This is a genomic window from Clostridium moniliforme, from assembly GCF_017873235.1.
Taxonomy (GTDB): domain Bacteria; phylum Bacillota; class Clostridia; order Clostridiales; family Clostridiaceae; genus Clostridium; species Clostridium moniliforme.
Map to the genome: position 1 here is coordinate 567,278 of NZ_JAGGJZ010000001.1, position 23,858 is coordinate 591,135.

The 23,858-nt window shown below is 27.0% G+C and carries 23 protein-coding genes; 3 read left to right on the forward strand and 20 right to left on the reverse strand.

Annotated features, from left to right (window positions below):
- Nucleotides 1–8: 8 nt before the first annotated feature.
- The 8 genes from J2Z53_RS02695 to J2Z53_RS02730 all read right to left on the reverse strand — a co-directional run bounded on the left by J2Z53_RS02695 (nucleotide 9) and on the right by J2Z53_RS02730 (nucleotide 7,103).
- Complete coding sequence (locus J2Z53_RS02695; protein WP_209795678.1) at nucleotides 9–320, reverse strand: V-type ATP synthase subunit F; 312 nt, start codon at nucleotides 318–320, stop codon at nucleotides 9–11.
- Nucleotides 313–1,314, reverse strand: a complete 1,002-nt coding sequence (locus tag J2Z53_RS02700; RefSeq protein WP_209795679.1) for a V-type ATP synthase subunit C — start codon at nucleotides 1,312–1,314, stop codon at nucleotides 313–315. The genes J2Z53_RS02695 and J2Z53_RS02700 overlap by 8 nt, the downstream gene beginning before the upstream one ends.
- A gap of 12 nt (nucleotides 1,315–1,326) precedes the next feature.
- On the reverse strand, nucleotides 1,327–1,926 hold the full coding sequence (locus J2Z53_RS02705; protein WP_209795680.1) for a V-type ATP synthase subunit E: 600 nt from the start codon (nucleotides 1,924–1,926) through the stop codon (nucleotides 1,327–1,329).
- Between the two features lie 22 nt (nucleotides 1,927–1,948).
- Nucleotides 1,949–2,434, reverse strand: a complete 486-nt coding sequence (locus J2Z53_RS02710) for a V-type ATP synthase subunit K (RefSeq protein WP_209795681.1) — start codon at nucleotides 2,432–2,434, stop codon at nucleotides 1,949–1,951.
- Between the two features lie 25 nt (nucleotides 2,435–2,459).
- Nucleotides 2,460–4,400, reverse strand: a complete 1,941-nt coding sequence (locus J2Z53_RS02715) for a V-type ATP synthase subunit I (protein ID WP_209795682.1) — start codon at nucleotides 4,398–4,400, stop codon at nucleotides 2,460–2,462.
- Nucleotides 4,387–4,713, reverse strand: a complete 327-nt coding sequence (locus tag J2Z53_RS02720; RefSeq protein ID WP_209795683.1) for an ATPase — start codon at nucleotides 4,711–4,713, stop codon at nucleotides 4,387–4,389. Before J2Z53_RS02720 ends, J2Z53_RS02715 begins: the two co-directional genes overlap by 14 nt.
- A gap of 208 nt (nucleotides 4,714–4,921) precedes the next feature.
- The gene (locus tag J2Z53_RS02725; RefSeq protein ID WP_209795684.1) at nucleotides 4,922–6,586 is read right to left on the reverse strand and encodes a B12-binding domain-containing radical SAM protein; all 1,665 of its coding nucleotides are present in this window, start codon (nucleotides 6,584–6,586) and stop codon (nucleotides 4,922–4,924) included.
- Between the two features lie 19 nt (nucleotides 6,587–6,605).
- Nucleotides 6,606–7,103, reverse strand: a complete 498-nt coding sequence (locus tag J2Z53_RS02730) for a hypothetical protein (RefSeq protein ID WP_209795685.1) — start codon at nucleotides 7,101–7,103, stop codon at nucleotides 6,606–6,608.
- 132 nt (nucleotides 7,104–7,235) lie between these two features.
- On the opposite strand from J2Z53_RS02730, the gene spoVB reads away from it, so the two are divergent.
- The gene (spoVB, locus tag J2Z53_RS02735; protein WP_209795686.1) at nucleotides 7,236–8,729 is read left to right on the forward strand and encodes a stage V sporulation protein B; all 1,494 of its coding nucleotides are present in this window, start codon (nucleotides 7,236–7,238) and stop codon (nucleotides 8,727–8,729) included.
- A gap of 40 nt (nucleotides 8,730–8,769) precedes the next feature.
- Here spoVB and J2Z53_RS02740 read toward each other — a convergent pair whose 3' ends face one another.
- From J2Z53_RS02740 to J2Z53_RS02755, 4 genes are all read right to left on the reverse strand, one after another.
- A complete protein-coding gene (locus J2Z53_RS02740; RefSeq protein WP_209795687.1) occupies nucleotides 8,770–10,392 on the reverse strand; it encodes a putative polysaccharide biosynthesis protein in 1,623 nt (540 codons plus the stop codon).
- Nucleotides 10,393–10,407: 15 nt separating this feature from the next.
- Nucleotides 10,408–11,379 (reverse strand): RluA family pseudouridine synthase, encoded by a 972-nt coding sequence (locus J2Z53_RS02745; protein ID WP_209795688.1) that lies wholly within the window; start codon nucleotides 11,377–11,379, stop codon nucleotides 10,408–10,410.
- Nucleotides 11,380–11,450: 71 nt separating this feature from the next.
- Complete coding sequence (locus J2Z53_RS02750) at nucleotides 11,451–12,638, reverse strand: M20 metallopeptidase family protein (RefSeq protein ID WP_209795689.1); 1,188 nt, start codon at nucleotides 12,636–12,638, stop codon at nucleotides 11,451–11,453.
- A gap of 90 nt (nucleotides 12,639–12,728) precedes the next feature.
- Nucleotides 12,729–14,744 (reverse strand): ATP-dependent helicase, encoded by a 2,016-nt coding sequence (locus tag J2Z53_RS02755; protein ID WP_209795828.1) that lies wholly within the window; start codon nucleotides 14,742–14,744, stop codon nucleotides 12,729–12,731.
- Nucleotides 14,745–14,854: 110 nt separating this feature from the next.
- On the opposite strand from J2Z53_RS02755, the gene J2Z53_RS02760 reads away from it, so the two are divergent.
- Complete coding sequence (locus J2Z53_RS02760; RefSeq protein ID WP_209795690.1) at nucleotides 14,855–16,333, forward strand: nicotinate phosphoribosyltransferase; 1,479 nt, start codon at nucleotides 14,855–14,857, stop codon at nucleotides 16,331–16,333.
- A 66-nt stretch (nucleotides 16,334–16,399) separates the two neighbouring features.
- On the opposite strand, the gene J2Z53_RS02765 is transcribed toward J2Z53_RS02760, so the two are convergent.
- Together J2Z53_RS02765 and J2Z53_RS02770 are read right to left on the reverse strand one after the other, a co-directional pair.
- Nucleotides 16,400–16,600 (reverse strand): hypothetical protein, encoded by a 201-nt coding sequence (locus tag J2Z53_RS02765; protein ID WP_209795691.1) that lies wholly within the window; start codon nucleotides 16,598–16,600, stop codon nucleotides 16,400–16,402.
- Nucleotides 16,601–16,752: 152 nt separating this feature from the next.
- Nucleotides 16,753–17,085, reverse strand: coding sequence for a hypothetical protein (locus J2Z53_RS02770; protein ID WP_209795692.1), 333 nt, complete (start codon nucleotides 17,083–17,085; stop codon nucleotides 16,753–16,755).
- A 383-nt stretch (nucleotides 17,086–17,468) separates the two neighbouring features.
- Here J2Z53_RS02770 and J2Z53_RS02775 point away from each other — a divergent pair, with 383 nt between their 5' ends.
- Complete coding sequence (locus tag J2Z53_RS02775) at nucleotides 17,469–17,876, forward strand: transcriptional regulator PerR (RefSeq protein WP_209795693.1); 408 nt, start codon at nucleotides 17,469–17,471, stop codon at nucleotides 17,874–17,876.
- 63 nt (nucleotides 17,877–17,939) lie between these two features.
- On the opposite strand, the gene J2Z53_RS02780 is transcribed toward J2Z53_RS02775, so the two are convergent.
- The 6 genes from J2Z53_RS02780 to lon all read right to left on the reverse strand — a co-directional run bounded on the left by J2Z53_RS02780 (nucleotide 17,940) and on the right by lon (nucleotide 23,833).
- On the reverse strand, nucleotides 17,940–19,148 hold the full coding sequence (locus J2Z53_RS02780) for a hypothetical protein (RefSeq protein WP_209795694.1): 1,209 nt from the start codon (nucleotides 19,146–19,148) through the stop codon (nucleotides 17,940–17,942).
- A 184-nt stretch (nucleotides 19,149–19,332) separates the two neighbouring features.
- Nucleotides 19,333–19,842 carry a hypothetical protein gene (locus tag J2Z53_RS02785; protein ID WP_209795695.1) on the reverse strand — a complete coding sequence of 170 codons (510 nt, stop codon included), beginning with the start codon at nucleotides 19,840–19,842 and terminating at the stop codon, nucleotides 19,333–19,335.
- A gap of 137 nt (nucleotides 19,843–19,979) precedes the next feature.
- Nucleotides 19,980–20,237 carry a hypothetical protein gene (locus J2Z53_RS02790; RefSeq protein ID WP_209795696.1) on the reverse strand — a complete coding sequence of 86 codons (258 nt, stop codon included), beginning with the start codon at nucleotides 20,235–20,237 and terminating at the stop codon, nucleotides 19,980–19,982.
- 30 nt (nucleotides 20,238–20,267) lie between these two features.
- Entirely contained in the window at nucleotides 20,268–20,738 is a 471-nt protein-coding gene (locus J2Z53_RS02795) for a hypothetical protein (protein WP_209795697.1), read from the reverse strand.
- Between the two features lie 173 nt (nucleotides 20,739–20,911).
- Nucleotides 20,912–21,508, reverse strand: coding sequence for a ribosome biogenesis GTP-binding protein YihA/YsxC (yihA, locus tag J2Z53_RS02800; protein ID WP_209795698.1), 597 nt, complete (start codon nucleotides 21,506–21,508; stop codon nucleotides 20,912–20,914).
- Between the two features lie 15 nt (nucleotides 21,509–21,523).
- On the reverse strand, nucleotides 21,524–23,833 hold the full coding sequence (gene lon / locus J2Z53_RS02805; RefSeq protein ID WP_209795699.1) for an endopeptidase La: 2,310 nt from the start codon (nucleotides 23,831–23,833) through the stop codon (nucleotides 21,524–21,526).
- Between the last annotated feature and the right edge of the window lie 25 nt (nucleotides 23,834–23,858).

The window sequence follows — 23,858 nt, forward strand, 5'->3', positions numbered from 1 at the left end:
CTACCTTCCTATAAGATATTAACGCCAACAGCTTTCTCAACATTATCGCTTATTCTTTGCATTCCTATATTTAATGATCCTTGATTACTTGGAATTAATATTACAGCTGGAAGTGTTACTCTATTGTATCTTTCAATAGTTTCTTCTACTTCTTGTGCTACTTGTTCAGTAACAAATATAACTGCGTAATCTTGCATTGCTAATTTATCTATAGTTTTTCTAGCCTCATCAGCTTCTACCACCGGAAACACATCTATCCCTAAAGCTTTAAATGCTAAAACGGAATCCTTATCTCCAACTACACCGATCTTCTTATACATAAATATCACGCAGCCTTTCTCTAATTACTTCCCCTGATATATTATTGAGTTTACCAACCATTATAATTCTTATGACTTTTATTTCTGTTTCTTTTGCATAGATATAGGCCAATACTGGTTCAACTCCAAAAGGAATAAACTTTGCTTCCTTCATCATATCCATAATATAGTTATCAATTAGCTTTTCTAAAAGACTTGCTGATCCAGTTTTAATATAACTTTCAATTCCAAACCTTATCATCTCTCCATAATCAGTGAAAGACAATTTATTAGATATATTTTCTGGAGCATCATTTAATAATGAAATTAAAATATCTTCATCTATCGCTCCACCTTTTATTAAAACTTCAACTAAGAAATCCCTATCTTTCCTTTGCTTTTTAACCCTTAATAAAGTTTTTATGTTTGTAGAATCAATTAATACTCTAACATATTTATCAACAAATCTATCATCTAACTTCTTAGCTATTTCCTTCATTTCTTCAAACATAGCATTATCTAAAATAATATCAATTTTTTGAGGATCTTTATTCACTTCAAAATCTTCCTTAGCTTTTTCAATACCTTTTTGCATTGCTTTAGGTAAATCTCTAAGGTTATTATTTTCAATGTTATGTTTTAATAGTGATGGATCTTGTTTTCCTACTGGGATTAACATATTTCCAAAATCTTTTTTGAGAAACATTCCCTTTAAAATAACCTTTATATTATGGTAATCATACTTAATGCTCATTATATCTATTAATGCCTTTGATGGTGATGCATCATACATAAGTTCATATATTCTCTTAAGTTCTCTTGCAAGCACCATTTCATAATCTTCTGGCCTTTTAACGCCTGTCATCACATTGGCATACTCAGATTCTTGAAGCACCTTTAGTGCTTCTTTTGCAGAATCTCCATCTATCATTCTATCGATTTTAGATTTATCAAGGAGTCTTGTTTCTAATACCCTAAGTCTTGGTATAACTTGAGTAAATTCCATTGAATTCATTTATTGTCCTCCTTAATTAAATAAAACTTTAGCTACTTCGAATTCTAAATCATCTCTTAATGAGTTAACTAAGTCTTCAAAAGTATTATTTATTTCTATGCCATCCTTTTCTAAGATAAATCCACCTTTAAAATTTCTTACCTCACTACTTATAGTAAGTTCACCAATTTTACCATTTGATTTTAATTCACTATTTATTTCTTCAAGTAATTTTTTATCAAGTATTGATTTACCTTTTTCATTTAAAATAATATTTTCATCTCCAGTTATATCTGAGTTAACTATCACATTTTTCATGAAATTTTTCATTTCTTCATCTGACATTGAACATAATTCATCTACGCTCTTCTCAAAAACTGAATCTATTACAACCTGCTTAGCTGCAAGTTTTTCATTTCTTGCTTTTAATTCTGCACTTGAAACTATTCTTTCATGTCTTGTTTTAGCTTCAACTTCTGCTTTTTCAATCATTGCTGATTTTTCTAACTCAGCAATAGATTGTTTTTTTGCAATTATTTTAGCTTTTTCTTCATTTGCAGCCTTAATTATGCTTTCCTTTCTTTCTTCCGCATCACTTATGATTTTAGAAGTAAGATTACTTATGTTTGACATAACTTCACTTCCCCAATCTTAATTAAAATAAGCTATTTACTAATAAGAATGACATAACGAATCCTAATAATGCGTAAGTTTCAACCATTGCTGCAAAGATTATACCCTTAGTTGTTTGTTCTGGTTTTTTTGCTAATATTTGAATACCAGCTGCTGCTGTCTTACCTTGTGATATACCTGACCATAATCCTGCTATTGCAATTGGTAAACAAGCAAAGAATAAATATAAACCTTGTGCAAAAGTAGTTTGTGCACTTAATTTATTTAATACTAAGAAACCTATAACAAATCCATATAAACCTTGTGTACCTGGTAATAATTGAAGAACTAATGCTTTACCAAACTTTTCTGGTTCTTCTGTCATTAATCCTGCTGCTGATTGACCTACAAGACCAACTCCCTTAGCTGATCCAATACCTGACATTCCTACTGCTAGAGCTATTCCTAATGCTCCAAATATAAATCCTCCATTGTTTTCTAAGAAAAACTTAATCCAACTCATTTCCATGATGAAATCCTCCTATTTCTTTCAATTAATTTACTTTTTTTATTTTTATAAATTTATCTAAAGTCTTAAATGGTTGGAATGCTCTTCCCCCACCTTCGTAAAACTTAGAAAAATATTCAACATATTCTAATCTACATGTATGAACATATGCACCTAGTAATGATAATCCTAGGTTAAATATATGTGCAAGTATAAACACTACTGGTCCAAATATTATTAAAGAAACTCCTGGGAACATTCTTATTATAAGGTTAAGTGCTCCTGCAATTGAACCACCTGCAAGTCCTAAAGCCATAAGTCTTGTATAAGAAACTAAATCTCCTACATATCCGGTTATACCGTATAAAGCATATAATCCTTGACCAAGCTTTGCTCCAGTTGATTTCATATGTCTGCCTTGGGTTAATACAATTAACACCATTCCAAATATCATGCAATACTTACCGATTGTTCCTATTGTTCCACCTAAAGCAAATAATGCAACTGAAACTAATGTTATAACCCATGATCCTACATCAAAAAATGCATCTAGTGGTTTGCCATCTCTTATTAAGACATAAGCTTTAATTCCTAGTCCAAAGAATATTTGAATAACACCAAATATAACTGATAAAACTAGTATAGTATTTACATCCTTACTTGGATCTATTAATCTAACTTTATCTAAATTAATAAAATCACCAAAGAATGAACCATATATTATTCCAAATATTATAGTAGGTATACTTAAATACATAAAGAATTTAGCAAATCCTTTTTGCTTATCATCCAAATTAAGAAATTTAAGTGCTAATACTGATCCAATTAAAACAAGTAATCCATACCCTGAATCTGCAACCATCATTCCAAAGAATATTAAGAAAAATGGGGCCAAAAGTGGGGTAGGGTCAATTTCATTATATTTTGGTAAACTATACATTTCTGTAATATTTTCAAATGTAGAATTTAAATCATTATTTTTTAACTTAATTGGAACATCATCTATCTCTTCTTCTTGTACTTCATCAAATTTAAGATAATAATCTTCTCCTAGTATACTTTGAACAATTTCTGTAAATTTTTTATTTTCTGATACTGGAGTCCAACCTTGTATTAAAGATACTTTATCTGTTTTTAAGAAGTTATTTTTTACGATTTTTCTTGTATAAATATTATAGTAATACTCATAAGCAAGTTCTAAATACTTAACTTCTTCTTCTAAAGCTCCTAATTCTTCTTTAATAAAGAATTTTTCACTTTCAATCTTTTCTATTCTATCCATATTATTATGGATAATTTTAATTGGAGTTTCAGTATGTTCAATTTTAAATGAACTAAATCCTATTCCTCTTAAAACCTCTTCAACCTCTTCTTTATCCTCTTTATTACATAAAGCTAAAAAGAATATATCTTGGTTACTTCTTGCTATTATTTCTAAATAGCAATTAGATAAGCCTTCAACTAAGTTTTCTTCATATTGCTTTGCAACAGAACCTAAGAAATGTGGTGTTTTAATATTTTCTAGATCTTTAAAAGCTACATCTAGACCTTCCCATGGTTTAAGAGCATTTATATCTCCCTCTAACTTAGTTTTTTCATTATCTAAATTCGCAAGGTGAACTTCTTTTTCTTTAACTTTAGCATAAAGCTCTTCCCAAGCACTTTTATCTACTTGTTCTTTAAGTTCTTCTAAAGTTAAAGTTTTCTTTCCTTCACGCATTGCTTTCAAACCGGATTTTTGAGGTACATAGTCTTTTAAAAACTCTAAAGCAAATCTTACTTTAGATAAGTCTTCTTCACATTTTGCATACTCTGAATCAACAGTATCTTTTACTAAATCCTTAAGATCTTCATGATCTTCAAGAAAATCTTCGTTTTGAAGATTTATAAATTCTACTTCTGAGAATTCTTGTAAGGTTTCTAAAAGTTCATCTTTTTTTGATTCAAAAGAAAGCAAAGTGAATTTATTCATCTTAACTATTGCCATGAATCTTCACAATCCTCTCAATCACTAATTTTACAGCATTATTTTTTTTGTTATCTTCAATATTATAGATAGCTTCTGCATCTTGCTTTCCCTTTTGTAAAATAGGTTCCGCTTCTTTATTTCCAGATTCAATAGCATCATTTATTATACTATTGCACTTATTCTTAGCTTCTACTAAAACCTTATTATAATTATCAGTAGCTTCTATGTTAGCTTTTTGAAGTATATCTTTTGCTTCAACATTAGCAGATTTAATCATTTCATCTGCTTTAGATTCTGCTTTTTTTATTTCTTTAATTGCTTCTAATGCCAAAATCTCACCACCTTTTGCACTTAAATGTATAATAATATATAAATTAATACTTAATATAGTATTAATTACTTTTTTGTCTACAACTCTAATTATACACTTTTTATAGATAATTTCAATAAAATTCTTTATTTTTGTCAATAATTCAATTAACAGAATGTAAACTTATTTAATTAAAAGTAAATATATATATTATTTTGCAATTGTTTGTTTACTTACTTTCTAAAAAAATAATTTTTTTGTCGTTATTTAAAAGTACATAAATATCTTTCATTTCAATATCATTTTTTTCTATAAATTTAATAATATCAATATTAAATTTTTCTATTGTGTATTCTTTAAAAGAATATTCTTCTCTTAAATTTTCTTTTATTTCCTTCTCTTCTTCTTTTGAAATATCACTTTTTATATATTCTGGAATTCCTCTTCTTTTATTATGTAATAAATAATCATATCTTATTATTTCTCTTAGAATATTATTATCTCCATTTAAAATCTCTTTATTAAAATCTAAGAAAATTTTATAATATTCATTATTACCTATACTTCTATCAAAGTATCCCTTCTTATCATAAAAAATTGATAATTCATGGAAAAATTCAAAAGGTTTTTCAAATTTAGGATAGAAAAATTTAAGTATATTATTAAACTTTTGACTATTATAATACTTATCTACCATATGTTCAACTTTCTTTAAATCTATTAATTCCAAATAACTTATCTTATTTGTACTTAATATTTCATAAGGTGGATATGGTGAATACTTCATTCCATATTTTTCACTTTCTTCTCTCATAGAAGATCCTTTTAATAATTTTAAGAAACCTAATTGTATTTCTTCTGGTCTAATCAAATGAACATCATTAAAAGAATTCTTAAAAGATTCATAATCCTCTCCTGGAAGTCCTGCAATTAAATCTAAATGTTGCTTTATATTTCTTATAGATAGTAATTCCTCTACCTTTTCTTTAATGTCACTGAAATTAACAAATCTATTTATATTTGAAAGAACTTCATCATTAGTTGTTTGTACTCCAACTTCAAATTGAAATCTTCCCTCTGGTGAATTTCTTAAAAGCTCTATTTCTTCATTTTTTAAAATATCTGCTGATATTTCAAAATGAAATTGTGTGTCTGTATCACTTTCTATTAAAAATTTCCATATTGCCATTGCAAACTTATGATTGCAATTAAAAGTTCTATCTACAAACTTAACTAATTTTACTTTTCTATCAATAAAATACTTAAGTTCATTAATTACTCTTTCAATTTTATGAAATCTAACTCCATGTATAGTTGATGATAAACAATATTTACAATTAAAAGGGCATCCTCTTGATGCTTCATAATACACTATTTTATTATCTAAGTTTTCTCCCTCTTCATAAGGAAATACTAAATCATCCATATTCATAAGAGGTCTACTTCCATTAAATTTAACTTCTCCATCCTTTTTATATACTAATCCTCTTATGTTATCTAATTCTCTTTCTCCTAGCTTAAACTCTACAAATTCTCTAAAGGTTTTTTCTCCTTCTCCTTCTATTACATAATCTCCAACAGTTTCCTTTAAACAAACAATACTATCATAAGATACTTCTGGGCCACCATATAAAATTTCTATTTTTGAATCTACTTTTTTTATAAGATTAGAAATTCTTTCAACCATTTCAACATTCCATATATAAGTTGAAAATGCAACTACATCTGGCTTTTCCTTTATTATTTCTTCTAGAATCCTCTCTTCTCTATCGTTAATTGAAAATTCTCTTATTTTACATTCAAAAGGCATATCTTTAGTAAATGCTTTTAAATATCTAACAGCCAAATTACTATGAATAAATTTTGAATTTATAGCTGTAAGTAATATCTTCATAAAATTCTTCCTCTCTAAGTTATTTTTTTATTCCTTTTATGAAATAAATATCTTCCCAAACTTTAGTTTCTTCTATTTTAAAGGTTTTTTCAAGGATTTTTTTTGTTTCTTCAAAATTAGATGATGAAAAAATATTATTATTTTTTATTTTATATTCTTTTATTTCTTTATTAGGTAATATACATTTAAGTTTAACATCAATTAATTCACCTATATTTTTATTTATATCCCATATATAAACTTCTCCACTTTCTTTTATATAATCTGACATTTCATTTATTAAGTTTTCTTTTTTATTTATATTCCAAAAGGAATTAAGATTAAAGAAAAATGTACAAACATCATACTTATTTTTTTCTAATGTTTTTATATCTCTATTTTCAAAATTATCAATTGCCATCTCTTCTTGTATATCTTCTGAAAGATTATGAATAACTTCTAAATCTTCACATACAACATCTAAAATATTTCCTTTAATTTTTATATTTTCTAAATTTAAAACTAAGGTTTTTTTCATAAATCCCACCCTTTTAACATAATATATTTCTATATTACCATTTTTTTACTTTTATATAAAGTGAAATAACCTTTTTATCTTAGGCTTAAATTAAATATTATTTATTGTTGTTTAAAGGGGTGAGACTTTATTTTGGAGAAAGATAACTTTTTTAAAAATTCATTTATGCTTACAGCTTCAAATATAACTACAGGTTTACTAGGCTTTGCCTTTTCTATATACTTGTCAAAAATTTTAGGAGCTGAAGGAATAGGACTTTATAACATAATTATGCCAATTTACAATCTATTTATATGTTTAATGACAGCTGGAATTGTTGCTGCACTTTCAAAGGTATCTGCCGTTTACTCTGAACGTAATGAAACTAACAATTTAACTAAAACAATAAATTCAGTTGCTCTTTTTAATATTATATGGGCTCTTTTAATAGGTGTTTTAGTCTTCTTCCTTGCACCTTTAATTAGTAAGTACGGAATAAATGATATTAGAACAATTAATGCAATAAAAGTCACCTGTCCTGCTATGGTATTTATTTCTCTTAGTAATATTTTAAAAGGATATTTTTTAGGTGTTTCAAAAATTAAAGTTCCAGCACTTATAGACATATTTGAAAAAGGTATGAGAATAATTACAATAACTATTTTGGTGTATGCTTTTAGCACAAATAATTTAACTACCCTTGTAACCTTAGCTTATGTTTCTCTTGCCATTGGAGAATTTCAAAGCTTAGTACTATTATTTATTTATTATAGAAAATGTATTAAAAAATTACCTAAATCTAATGTTAAAGCAGATGGAAGAGCCCAGCTTCTTTTTAATGTTTTAATTATTTCCCTTCCATTATGTATTAATGGATTTTTAAGTAATATTTTTGCTACTTTATCTACATTAATTGTTCCAAGAAGACTTTTAGTTGCTGGATTTTCTTATGTAGAAGCTCTATCTTTAATTGGTAAATATACTGGAATGGCTGTAACTTTAATTGGTATTCCTTTAATAGTTGTTAATTCTATAAATTCTCTTTTAATACCTGACCTCTCTCAGTCATTAAGTAGAGGAGATAGTTATGAAGCTTCCGTAAGAATAAAAAAAGTTATGAAAATTTCCTTTTTGCTAGGATTATCAACAACAGTTATTTGTTCATTAATCCCTTATGAATTGGGTAATTTATTTTATAGCAGAAATGACTTAGGTAGCTTTATTTTTATGGCTTCTTTAGCAGCACCAATATTTTTTACTTCATCAATAATGTTTGGCGTTTTAAACGGTTTAAATAAACAAGGAATTATAGTTAGAAATTCATTTATAATTGCATTAATAGAAGTAATCTGTTTATTTATTTTTACTTCAATTCCAAATATAAATATTTATGGATATAGTATAACATTATTTATAACTTCATCATTTTCTATACTTTTAAATTTACACGAAGTAAAAAAAGAAATTAGAATAGACATTTCATTAACTAATGTTGTAATATTTATACTTTTATCTATATTAACCTTTTTAATTTTAAACATATTTATAAAAAGATTTTTATACCCACTTAATACATTCGAAACATTATTTGTTATATTAATTACTTTTCTTATTTTTATTTATTACTCTAAATTTGGAGAATATTAAAAAAGATGCAGGGAAAAATCCCTACATCTTTTAATATTTTTTACATTAATTTTCTTCTCATAAATTTTGGAAGCATAGTATATACTCTTGGTGATATAGATTCTATATCTAACTTTCTTATTCCACCTAATAGTATCATTATATATAAATATACAAATCCACCTATAGCAACTAAAACTAATGTGTATATAACTGTATACAAATACATAACTATTCTAGAACTTCCAAGGAAGCCACCTAAAACATTTATAGGTTGTTTTAAAATAAATATTACAATAGCCATGCATATTGAAGCTAAAATTGGCTTAACACAATTTTTTAACATAGGAACCTTATATCTTATACTTCTTGTTAGAATTCTATGATTTATTAATATAGGCACAAAATAACATAGGAAGTTACCTATTAAAACCCCTAGTATATTTATTGATGGAATTCCAACCAAAATAAAGTTTGCAACAATTTTAAGAAAAATTCCTATTGAAAATGATATAATCATTGGATAAAACTGACTTATTCCTTGAAGTATTACACTTTGAAGTTGTGCAATTGCAGTAAGGACCAATATAAAAGCTCCATATTCCATAATATAAGCTCCCCTATCACTTTGATAAAGTAGTGTATATATATCTTTATTTAAAACTGTAAGTCCAACAGCTGATGGTATAGTTATTGCAAATGTAATTCTAAATGCAAAGTTAGCACTTCTTCTTATTGATTTTCTATCTTTTAAAGCTGATGCCTTTGATACCGCTGGTAATACTATAGTAGTAAGAGCAGTTACAATAATAAGAGGTACTCCTATTAATACTTTATAATTATTTAAAAGTCCATAAAATATCTCTGATTGAGAATTTGTAAAACCTGCATGTATTAATCTACGGCTAACATTCATCATATCAACCATACCGCCAAAATTTTGTATCCCTGCACTTAATGTTATTGGAAAGGCATATCTAACTAATTTTCTAAGTATTGCCTTTGAAGTAATTCTTCTACCTGTTTTTGAAGAATTCAAAGCTTCTTCTTCAAATTTTCTCTTATCATATATGTACACAAGATAAAATATTGCAAATACAGCTCCAACAGAAGTACCTATTGTACCTCCTGCTGCACCCATTGGGGGGCTTATATGATAAAGAAGAAAAGCAAATAACAAACTAACAAAAACATTTAGTAATTGTTCTAATATTTGTGATATTGCTATTCCAGACATTTCATTCTTACCTTGGAAATAACCTCTATAAGCAGATAATATAGCAGTTAATAGTATGCTTGGTGCTAAAAACATTATTGCAAAAGTAGAATTTTGTATTTCACCTATTTTAGCAATTGGGTAAGCAAAAAGTAAAAGTATTATAGTTAATGATCCCCCAATTAATCCATAAACTTTTCTTGAAATTTTTAAAGCTTTAATAGTATCTCTTTCATTTCCTAGAGCCTTAAGTTCAGCTACAACCTTTGCTACTGCTGGTTGACATCCCATACTTGTTATTGCATAAACAAACATGAAGATATCATAGCTTCTAGCATACATTCCTACGCCTTCTACACCAATAATTCTATTTAATAAAGGAACATAAAAGGCTGATAGGACCTTTGCAAATATACCAGCAAAAGATAGTATCATAAACCCTCTAGTAGATGATGACTCTTCCCTCATTTTTAATCCCCTATCCTATAATCTGATTTTAAATATATCTTTCTTAATCTTTTTAAATATAGGTGGTAACGTTACTGTTATAACTTTGTTTTTTAAATAAGCAAGTTTTCCATCTATGTTTTTAAAATTTAATTTATATGCATATAAATATTGAAATTCTAAACCGTATTTATTTACAAAATATGAATTTAATTGTCTATCACCATATTTCTCATCACCTATAATAGGATTACCTAAATGAGATAAATGGGCTCTTATTTGGTGGCTTCTTCCTGTTATTAAATCAATTTCTAAAAATGAAAAAGCACCATCTGTTTGTATAGTTTTAACTTCCATAGAAATTTCTTTTGAGTCTTTAACCTTCTTATCATAAACTTTTGATACATTATTTTCTTCATTTTTTAATATGTAACCTTTATAAAGTCCATCTTTGATTTTTCCTTTAACCAATGTATTATAATATTTTTTAACTTTACCTTCTCTAATTATTTCATTAAGTTCTCTTAATCCTTCAAAGTTTTTTCCAAAAATAACTACTCCTGAAGTATTTCTATCAAGTCTATTACATGGTGCTGGAGTAAAGGTGATTTCCTTTTCTGGAAGATAGTCACCTTTTCCATTTAAGTATGATAATACAAAATCAGTAAGTGAAGGTATTTTTTTATTACTATCTGGATGCACTAAAATCCCTGGCCATTTTTCAACAACTAATAGATTTTCATCTTCATAGGCAACTTTTAATGATCTTGGATCAACCTTTATAAAATTCTCCTTCTTTTCAGTCATTTTTTGACTTTGTATATATCTTATTTCAACTTCATCATTTATTTCTAATGTATATTTTTCTTTTTGCTTTTTACCATTTACTCTAATATCCCCTTTTCTAAGGGCTTTAAATATAGCACTTAGCGGGACATCTTTTAATAATTTTCTTAGAAATTTATCTAGCCTTTGCCCTGCCTCATTAGCTCCTATTTCTATTTTCACTCTATAATCACTCCTAATACTCAAACTTCTTTCGTGAATCTTTTTCTACATTTTTATAGGTTAATATTTATTTACTCCATTGTCAAATAATCAAAAGCTGCTTGACATTGAATTGCAACTCCTAATGGTATTGCATCTTCATCTATATCAAATAAACTACTGTGTGCAGCTTTTCCTGTTCCTTTAGCTGCATTTGAAGTTCCTAAGAAGTAAAAGGCAGCATCTCTTTCCATTGCAAAGTATGCAAAACTTTCAACTCCCATACTTGGTGCTTTTTGTTCTAATACATTTTCTCTTCCAAGTATTTTTATAGCAGATTCTTTAAGTAAATCCACACACTCATCATTATTTATAAGACATGGATAACTTTCTTCAATAGTTACTTCTGCACTTCCCCTTGAAGTAGTTGCAATTCCTTCTGCTATTTCACAAAGTCTTTTGCAAGCATACTTTCTATCATCTGGTGTCATAGTTCTTATTATTCCTGAAATTTCCGCTTCTTCTGGAATTATATTTTGAGCAGTTCCAGCATGAAAACTTCCAACAGTTACAACTGATGGGTTTACAGGTGAGATTTCTCTACTTACTATTGTTTGTAGAGTTGAAACCATATTAGCTCCAATAACGATAGGGTCTATTGTTGTATTTGGTGCTGCACCATGTCCACCACTACCTTTTACCCTTATTGTATAAGGATTAGAAGCTGCATTTACAACGCCCTTCTTAATTTTAATTGTGCCACATTCAGTATCTTCTGATACATGAAGTCCAATTACTCTATCAACTTTTGGATTTTCAAGAACTCCTTCTTCTATCATTAATCTTGCTCCACCAGTTGTTTCCTCTGCTGGTTCAAATAACAATTTTACATTTCCACTAAATAAATGTTTGTTTGCATTTAATATTCTAGATGCACCTAAAAGAATTGTTGTGTGAGCATCATGACCACAAGCATGCATCTTTCCTGGAACCTTTGAACTATATTCACATACTTTTTTATCTTGAATTGGAAGAGCATCCATATCAGCTCTTAAAGCAATAGTTTTATTACTTGTTCCTTCCTTTGTTCCTTTAATTAAAGCACATACACCAGTTCCAGCAACTTCTCTATATTCTATGCCTTCTCTTTTTAAAAACTCTTTTATTAAAGTAGATGTTCTAAACTCTTCAAAACCTACTTCTGGGTGCATATGAATATCTCTTCTTATATCTATTAAATCTTTCTTAAGTTTATTTGCTTCATCTTTAAAATTAATCATCTTATCCCTCCAATAACTATATAATTATATCTATCACGTAATAAACTATATTTCCGCATTAATTTATACCATATATAAGTATACCATTTTTTACTCTATTATCATAAGAAGATTTCTCTCTAAAAGAATCTTTATTGAAAAACTTCTAATTATTCCATCTTTAAATAATATATTAATCCTATCTCCTTTGCAATAATCAACTATTCCTTCTTCTTTTCTTCCATTATGATATACAACTGTGCCTTTTTTTAAATCATGAGATTCTTCCTCTTCATTTTTAAATTCAGTTTCTTTAATAAACCTGGAAGCTTCTTTAAACTTTCCACCCTTTGTTTTAGGTGCTGTTATATAAAGATTATCTATAGCCCTTGTTATTCCAACATAAAATAATCTTCTCTCCTCTTCTATATTTTCATCTCCAGCTGATATATGAGGAATAGTATCTTCATTACAATTTACAAGAAATACATTTTTAAATTCCATTCCTTTTACTCTATGAATAGTACTTAATAACACCCTATCTTCATCAATTTTATTTTTTGACATTTCAATCTCTTCTTTAATGTTTTCAATATGAGTGAAAAATTCTATTATAGTTTTAAATCCACTTGCAGATATTTTAAATTCTTCTAGTATCTCTTCTAAATCATCTAAACTTTGATTGAATTTTTCACAGTAGGTTTTTAAATAATCTAAATATCCTAAGTCACTTATTATAAATTGTATTGCACTGCTTAAAGATAATTTAGATAAATATTGTATATCTTTTCTAAGATCATCTAATTTTTTTATTTGAAAAGGAGGAGTATCTTTCTTTTCCATTAATATTTCAAAAGGATCTTTATACTCATTGAAATTTCTAACATAAGCTAAATTACTTTTACTTACGTATCTAAAAGGCTTATTTATAATCTTTAAAAAAGCTTCTTTATCAAAAGGGTCTAATGACAATTTTAAATAAGTTAATATATCTTTACATATAAAATGTTCAAAGAAGTTATATTCCTTATCTAATAATGTAAAAGGAATCTTTTTTCTAGTAAAAACATCTATAAAATTCATAGCCTCTATATTGGTTCTATACAAAATAATATTATCTTTATAAGTATATTTATTATCTTTAATTAAAGCCTTTATTCTATCGACTATTTCTTCCCCTTGAATTTTTTCATCATATGGAAAAGAAATTTTTATTATTCCATCATCTTCTTTATTTGCTATTATTTCTTTTTTATTTCTTTCTTTATTGTATTCTATTACCTTCTTAGCACCATCTATTATGTTTTTCGAACTTCTATAATTCTTTGATAAATAATACTTTTTTCCACCTTTAAATATATTATTAAAGATTACCATATACTCTGGTTTTGAACCTCTAAATGAATATATACATTGGTCCTCATCTCCTACTGCAAAAAGTGAGTTTTTATCCCCTTCATTCATCATTTTTAAAAATTCTATCTGAAGTTCATCGCAGTCTTGAAATTCATCTACTAATATATATTTAAAAAGTTCTCTATACCCATTTCTAAGTTCTTTATTTTCCTTTAAAAGTTCTAATACCTTTAATGCTAAGTCATCAAAATCCCAAAGATTATTTTTCTTTTTATAACTACTATAAGCTTCATAGCACTCTTGAAAAATTTCTTTTGTTAGTGACGGTTTAAACTCATTTAAATTAGATCTAGAATTTTTGAATAAAGAAATATTATTTATAACCTCTTTAATTTTATCCTCATTTATATCATCAAAGTATTTTTTTAATACTCCTTCTATTAATTTATGTGTCTTATAAGATTCAATTATTTCTATTTTATAATTTTCTCTAATTAACATTTTATAAAATAATCCATGAAATGTTCCAAAAAAAGGAGCTCTTTCAAGGTTAAAGCTCTTAATATATCTGTCCTTCATATTTAAAGCTGCAGATTTAGTAAATGTTATAACTATAATATTTTTATTGTATATTTTTAGTTTATTCACAAGATAATTTATTCTATTTATTATAACTGTAGTTTTGCCAGAACCTGGTGCTGCAACAACTAGTACATTTCTTTCTTTTGCATTAACTGCATCCTGTTGAAATAAATCTAAATTCACTAAAATTCCCTCCTTTACTATTGATTATTGCCACGTTTTATGGGGAATAACTATATTGTAATAATTCTCTTTAAGTTGTACAATAGTTTTAAATACTTTTTTAGAGGAGTTAACTTATGAATAATACTAAAACTTTTAACGTTAAAGATAATAGAAATCTAACGATGTTAGTAGATTTCTATGAATTAACTATGGGAAATGGTTATTTTGAAAAAAATCTTCAAAATAAAATTGCCTACTTTGATATGTATTTCAGGAAAATACCAGACAATGGTGGATACTGTATAATGGCTGGTGTTAAGCAAATAACTGAGTATTTAAGTTCCCTAAAGTTTACAAAAGATGATATAGAATATTTAAAATCTAAAAATATATTCTCAGAAGATTTTTTAGAATACCTTGAAAATTTCAAATTTTCATGTGATGTTTGGGCAATTCCTGAAGGAAATCCTGTATTTCCAAATCAGCCTCTAGTTACTGTTAGAGGACCTGTTATTCAAGCTCAATTTATAGAAACAATGATTCTCCTAACTGTAAATCATCAAACTCTTATAGCTACAAAAGCAAATAGAATATGTAGAGCAGCTGAAGGTAGAACAGTTATGGAGTTCGGTTCAAGACGTGCTCAAGGATATGATGGTGCTATATACGGTGCAAGAGCTTCTATAATTGGTGGATGCCACTCAACAGCATGTACAATAGCTGATCAACGTTTTGATATTCCAGCAGTTGGTACAATGGCTCATAGCTGGATTCAATTATTTGATAATGAATTTACAGCCTTTAAAACTTGGGCAGAAGTTTATCCTGACAATTGCCTACTTCTTATAGATACTTATAACGTTTTAAAATCAGGTCTTCCAAATGCAATAAAAGTATTTGATGAAATTTTAAAACCTCAAGGAAAAAGACCTGTTGGTATAAGAATAGATTCAGGAGACATAACTTATTTAACTAAAAAATGCAGACAAATTCTTGATGAAGCAGGATATGAAGATTGCAAAATTGTTGTTTCTAATTCTCTTGATGAACATATTATTAGAGATGTATTAGATCAAGGTGCTTGTATAGATTCTTTTGGAGTTGGAGAAAGACTTATAACTGCAAAATCTGAACCTGTTTTTGGAGGAGTTTATAAATTAGTTGCCGTTGAAGAAAATGGAGAAATAATTCCTAAAATTAAAATTAGTGAAAATAATGAAAAAATAACTAATCCAGGTTTTAAGAAAACAGTTAGAATTTTTGATAAAACTACCCATAAAGCTATTGCTGATTTAATAATGCTTCATGATGAAAATATAGATGAGAGTTTACCTCTTACAATATTCCATCCAATACATACATGGAAAAAGAAGAAAATTAAAAATTACTATACAAAAGATTTAATGGTAAAAATTTTCGATAAAGGAAATTTAGTATATGATTCTCCTGCCGTTATGGATATTAGAGAATTTTCTTTACTAGAAACTGAAAAACTTTGGCCTGAAGTTTTAAGATTTGAAAATCCTCATACATATTATGTTGATTTATCTGATAAACTTTGGAACCTAAAACAAAACTTATTACACTCAACAATAGAAAATTATTCAGAATAAACTTTTATAAAAATTCACCAAAAAGCAACATTGACATTTTAGTGACAATGTTGCTTTTTATCTTTTTTAAGCTTCAATTTTTTCAAACTTTTCTTCATCAATATCAAGCATGCTATCATAAATTAAATGATTATAATTAAAATCCACATTATCTAAATAAGTTTCAAATATACATTCTTCTCCTTCATTTTCGAAATTATACATAGGACATTCATTGTTGCATGCTACTTTTTTACTAGCTACTGACCAAAACGGACAAATTCTCATAATTACCCCCACCTTGTAAACGAAACCAATATTTAGTTAGATTATATTATATATACAATTAAAAATAAAGAGTTTTTTACATTTTTTTGATTAATTGTAAAAAAAGTAATCATATAATTTAAATTATATGATTACTTTTCTATATATTATATTTATCTTATACAACCTGTATTTTTACCAACTGAAATATCAATTATTTCATTTTGGAAAGCTTTTAATAAAGCTTTTTCAAGAACTTTTTGCTTATCAAAATTTGCAATATCCTTACATACAGCAAAAACTCTATTAGTTTCCCCATTTATATTTCTATATGTAAGTGTAACATTAGGCTTATCATATTCAACATTGATTACTTTAATTCCCCATGAAATTTGTGCAAAATCCTCTTCATCAATAGATAAAGTAGTTAGTTCCTTAAGTTTTTCCTTTTCCTCAGTAGGATCATTTACTATTATTAATTCATCTCCAACCTTATATTTAGACATTACAATTCCTCCTTAACAAATTATGTTTAATAGTAATATAGTAGCACTTTGAAATATTACTTTCAACTAAATGCTTTTTTAGTCATTATAAATTAACCCATTTTAAATAAAATTTTAAATATATTTGAAATTTTATAAAAAAAAAGATAGAATAACATTGGTTACTCTATCAAAATAAAATGAACACGGAATTTGTTAATCAATTAACAACTTTGTTTATATTTTAACATTGTTTTTTTATTTTATCAAGGGAAACTTTTAAAATAATTTAATTTTATAACTAATATCTATTATCTACAAAGTATAATAATTTATTAATAATTATTGACTTAGTTTTTTTTAAAAGTTATAATATTATTATTCCAAGTTAAGGAGGGTAGAATATGAATAATATTTCTTCTGTTTTCAAAGAAAAAAAACTTAAATTAACACCTCAAAGACTTGCTGTTTATAAATATCTTATGAGTACTAAAGAGCATCCGTCAGCTGAAGTTATATACAAATCTATTCAGCCGGATTTTCCTACAATGAGTTTAGCCACTGTTTATAAAGCTTTAAAAACTCTTGTTGAGGTTGGCTTAGTTCAAGAGTTAAATGTGGGTGAAGGAAATTTTAGATATGATGGTAATGTAGTTTCTCATCCACATATACAATGTATAAATTGTGGAAGAGTAGATGATTTAATGAACTTTTCTTTTGATAACCTAAATTCTGAGGTTGAAAAAAATTCAGATTATAAAGTTTTATCAAATCAAACTTATTTTTATGGTCTTTGCAAAGATTGTCAATAAAAGTTTTTATTAAAAGCAAATCTAATATTGATTTGCTTTTATTTTTTTATATTTCTTTATATTTTATTTTCCTAAAACCCTACTCCATTCCTTTCCATCATATTTTCCACTTAATACTTTTTTACATTCTTTATTTATCTTTTCAATATTTTCATTAGATATTACATTAAAGTAAGGCATATTTATGTCATCTGCTCCAACTATAGAGTTTGCCATTTTAATTTGAACTCCTTTTAAATTGCTATCTGCTTTTCTATTTCCAGTAATACAATTTTTTTTGGATAATGATTCAAAAACATCACTATGAATAATGTACCTAAAAAAATTATCTAAATCATCAACATTAGACTTTCCTGATGATGAGCATATAATACAGTCCATTACTACTGCTGAATTTACACTTTTATTATTTATAGGCATTTTATTAATTGTTCCAATACCTCTTTTATCTGTTATACTATCTGATACTAATGTTGTTGTAAGTAATACTGGTATCTTTTCTTCATTAAATTTTTTAATTAATTCCTCTCCACCATCTTGAAACATATCTTCCCTTATTATGTTTTTTATATATAAATCATGTAAAGTATCAAATATTTTTTGACCATTCTCTATATGTTTAATCTTGTCTTCAATAACATTTACATCCTCAACCTTATGTAAATTATAAGCTATAGTATCATTTGCAACTAATGAACTAAATAATACTTCTTTTGTATATTCACTTTTTATGTATGTAGGTATCTTAATATTTTTTTCATTTAATTTCTTTAGTGCTTCTATATAATTATTCTCCTCAATTTCTATTCCTCTATTTTTTAATAATTCCTCATTATAAACAAGTTCTAAATTAAATGGTGTTATGCCAAGACCATAGTATTTTCCCTCATATATACCATACAAATTATTTATATTTGCAAATTTCTCTCTATTTTCTTTTTCCTTAAACAAATAACTTATATCTCTTAAATAATTTTTATTATTAAAATCTATAAATGAATATCCATCTAATAATAATAATGCAGCTTCTTTATCATCTCCTATTTTCTTTTCTATTTCTTCTTCACTATTAACTGGAATAAGACTAATCTTTTTTCCTTCCTCTTCCTCATATTTTTTTATGAGTTCAACAATACAATTTATAGATTTTACTGTATTATTATTGTAATATAATTTTACTACACTATTTTCCTTACTTTTTCCTTTTCCACACCCTATAATAGTTAAAGATAGTAAAATTAAAATTCCATAAAATTTCCAATTAAACTTCATTATAACGCCTCCTAATATAATATTTAAAATAATTATTAGTAAAATAAAAGGCCGCTTAATGCGGCCTAAAAGGGGGATGGGGGGTATTATATTAAAATCCAATAATTTTAATATAACTTGTAGGAGATCTATTCTCCGATACAATTATATTATTAACTTTAATTACATATTTTATTCAAAAAATTTAATCTAAATCTCCTTTTTTATAAATACCTATTATTTTATCAACAAATTCAACTCTATCAGCTGAAACAGAATTTCTTAAAGCTAAAAGCATATCCATATTAGGATCTCCAGTATTATAATTATTTTTCTTTTTTGAATTCATATTATTATTTTTATTACAATTGCCACTATTCATTCTAGCAAGTTGACTTATAATAGAAATTGGATTCATATTATTCATTCCACCCATATTATTAGCCCAATTATTTCCATTATTATTTATATTGTTATTATTCATATTACTATTTCCGCTATTAAGTTCATTTATAGGAGGAAATGAACTTAAATCAATTCCCTCTTTTTCCATGGAAGCCATTATGTTATTTAATTTATTCTGATCTACATTTCCTAACATACTCATTAATTGATTTGGATCTATCCCAAAAGGATTATTTGCTAAATTATTGTTAAATAAAGCTTTTGCATCTTCTCTTGAATTACTCTTGCTTTTATGTTTCTTCTTTGACATTTAAACTCCTCCCAAAATAACTATTTTATTTACATTCTATGTATGTTAATCTATTTTTGTTATTATTTTTAAGCATTTTTTTGGAGGGTCTTAAAAACCCTCCAACAATTATCAATTATATTTAATTGATTAATTTATTAAAATCTGTTATATCCGCATCCACCACAGCAGAATAGTAATATTATTATTATCCACCAACAATTTCCGAATCCATTAAAATTATCATTGCAGCCATCATTACAACCACAATTATTATTTCCAGATCCACAACAGAATATTAGTAATATTATTATCCACCACCAGCAACCATAACCTCCACCATGTCCACCATATGGTACTTGACCTTGAGGTGAAACTATAACTGTTTTATCGCAACAACATTTTTTGTGTGACATTATACGCGCCTCCTATATCTTAAACTTTATTTAGCAGTTATTACATCCGCAATTTCCAAATCCATTATTTCCACAACAACAAATTAATAGTATTATTATTATCCACCAGCAGCTATCTCCGCCAAAACCGAAACCATCATTTCCACTACCATATCCAGGATAATTATTATATCCGCCCATTAATCCACAATTATTTTCTGGTACATAAACTGTTTGTTTACATTTTTTAAATTTAGGTTTTTCACAACAACAACAGCAACAACAACAATCATTAAATCCATATCCCATATTACCATATCCCCCATATCCGCCACTGTATCCATTATTTCTACTACAGCAAGCTAATAATAAAATTAATAAAAGCCAGGAGTTGTTTCCGCATCCATCGAATCCATTACAGCCACAATTATTGTTAGAGAATCCACAAAGGTTATCTTCACAATCACAGTTGTTATCATCTGAACAATCATTAAAGCCATTTAGGATATCATTAATTTCCATAAACTATACAAACCTCCTTAATTCTTATTTCTATTTAACTTTTATACTATATACTATTCCCTATAAAATAAATTGACACTAATTTTTAGAAATATTATATTTTTCTACAAATAAAAAAAAGGTTCTAGAAAAAGTTTATATAACTTTTTCTAGAACCTTATATTAATATGATTTTATTCAGTATCTTCTGCTAAATCTTCAAAAAGATTGTCAATTAACTGTTCAGTTCCTTTTTTATTAAGTGATGAATAAAAATATAATTTATCATCTTTTGTTAATTTTAATGTTTCTCTTATTATTTTTTCACTCTTTTTTAAACTATTATTTGATAACTTATCACTTTTGGTAGCAACTACTGTTACATCATAACCATAGTGCATTATCCATTCATGCATCATTATATCATCTGCAGTTGGCTTATGTCTTGAATCAACTAATAGAACAACCCTCTTTAATTCTTCTCTACCATTTAGGTATCTTTCTATAGTTTGTCCCCAGCTAGCTTTTTCACTCTTAGATACTTTTGCATATCCATATCCAGGTAAATCAACAAGATAAAAATCATTATTAATTAAAAAGAAATTTATAAGTCTTGTCTTTCCAGGAGTTTGACTAACCTTAGCTAATTTTTTTCTATTTGTTAATGCGTTTATTATTGAACTCTTTCCAACATTAGATCTTCCAACAAAGGCAATTTCTACTCTATTATCCTTTGGATATTGCTCTTTTTTTACTGCTGATATAATAAACTCTGCTTGTTTTATCCTCATAGGTATCATCTCCAATTATTGCATTATTGCATTATCTATCACTGTGTCAATTTGCTCTGCTGTCACTATTTTTAAACCTTTTTTTATTGAAGCTGGTATCTTTTCTGTATCTTTTTCATTTTCTTTAGGAATTATAATTGTATCAATTCCAGCTCTAACTGCTGCAAGAGATTTTTCTTTTAAACCTCCTATAGGAAGAACTCTTCCTGTTAAAGTAATTTCTCCAGTCATAGCCACATTATGTCTTACTTTTTTATTTGATAAAGCTGAAACTAATGCTGTAACCATAGTTACTCCTGCTGAAGGTCCATCTTTTGGCACTGCCCCCTCTGGAACATGTATATGAACATCTTTATTTTTATAAAAATCCATATCTATTCCATACTTAGATGCATTAGCTCTTACATATGTAAAAGCAGCCTTAGCAGATTCTTGCATTACATCTCCTAATTGTCCTGTTAATTGAAGTTTTCCTGAACCTTCCATAACCATAGCTTCTACTGGTAGTGTATCTCCACCATAAGCTGTCCATGCCATACCAGTAACAACTCCAATTTTATCATCCTTATCTATTCTCTCATAATTAAATACTTTTTTACCTAATAGACTTTCCACTTTTTTAGAATTTATACTTACTTTTTCTTTATTCTTTTTAAGCATCTCTGTAATTGCTTTTCTAATTATTGAAGCTATTACTCTATTTAAGCTTCTTACTCCTGATTCTAAAGTATATCCTTCTATAATTTCTTTAATTGCAGAATCGCTTATTTTTATACTTTCCTCTGAAACATTATGTTCCTTTAAAGCCTTAGGAACTAAATATCTTTTTGCTATTTGAAATTTTTCTTCGTAAGTATATCCTGAAACCTCAATTACTTCCATTCTATCAAGTAAAGCCCTTGGAATTGTATCTAAACTATTTGCTGTTGCTATAAAGAATACATTTGACAAATCTAAAGGTAACTCTAAATAATTATCTCTAAAATTAAAATTTTGCTCACTATCCAAAACTTCTAATAAAGCATCAGATGGATCACCTTTATAGTTTGAACTAATTTTATCAATTTCATCAAATAATATAAGGGGATTATTTGTTTGAGTTTCTTTTAATGCATAAGCTATTCTTCCTGGTATAGCTCCAACATAAGTTTTTCTATGCCCTCTAATTTCAGATTCATCTTTCATTCCACCTAATGCAATTCTTGAATATTTTCTATTCATAGCTTCTGCTATTGATTTTGCAATTGATGTTTTACCAACTCCAGGTGGACCTACTAAACAAAGAATTGATCCCTTCATACTGTTACTCATTTGCTTTACAGCAAGATATTCTACAATTCTTTCCTTAACATCATTTAAACCATAATGATCTCTTTGTAATACTTTCTCAGCATTTTTTATATTTATAGTATCCTTACTACTCTTATTCCAAGGCATGTCCAGTATCCAATCTAAATATGTCTTTATAACAGCTTCTTCTGAACTTGAAGCAGAAGAACCTTTTAATCTATTAAGTTCATATTCTGCTTTTTCTAAAACTTCCTTAGGAAGTTTTAGTTCTTTAATCTTTTCTTCATATTTATTTATTTCTTTTTTAGCATCATCATCTTCTCCAAGTTCTTCTTGAATTGCTTTAAGCTGCTCTCTTAGAAAATATTCTTTTTGATTCTTATCTGTTTTTTCTTTTACTTTATTAGCGATCTTTTTTTGAATTTTAATAATTTGAATTTCTTCTTCAATCATTACTAAAAGTCTTTGAATTCTTTTTTTAAAATTAACAATTTCTAATAATTCTTGTCTATAATCTTCTCTTGTAATAGCTACAGCACTTACCATATCTACAAATTCATAAACTTTATCATCAAATTCAACAGCTTTTACAACCTCTTTTGAATTTTCTCCAGTAAGTTTCATAAATTTTATAAACATTTCTTTTAAGGATTTTATGTAAGCACTTATCTCAATATTATCTATTTCTTCTTCTTTAATTCTCTCTAATTCAACTTCTAAATAAGATTTTTTAGCCTGATATTTTTTTATTTTAGCTCTCTCTTTACCTTCAACTAAAACTCTTATTATATTATCAGGTAATTTAATTATTTGCTTTATATCACAGATTGTTCCAATCTTACTTATATCACTTTTTTTTGGATCATCTATTTCTACATTTTTTTGTGGTGCAAGAAAAATCTTTTCTCCATTTTTCATTGCAGTTTCTACTGCTATCTTTGACTTTTCTCTTCCAACATCGAAGTGAGTAACCATATTTGGGAAAATGGTTATTCCTCTTAGAGGAATTAAAGGAAGAATATTTTCATTTGTCATACCTATCTTCCCCCAATCTTTATAA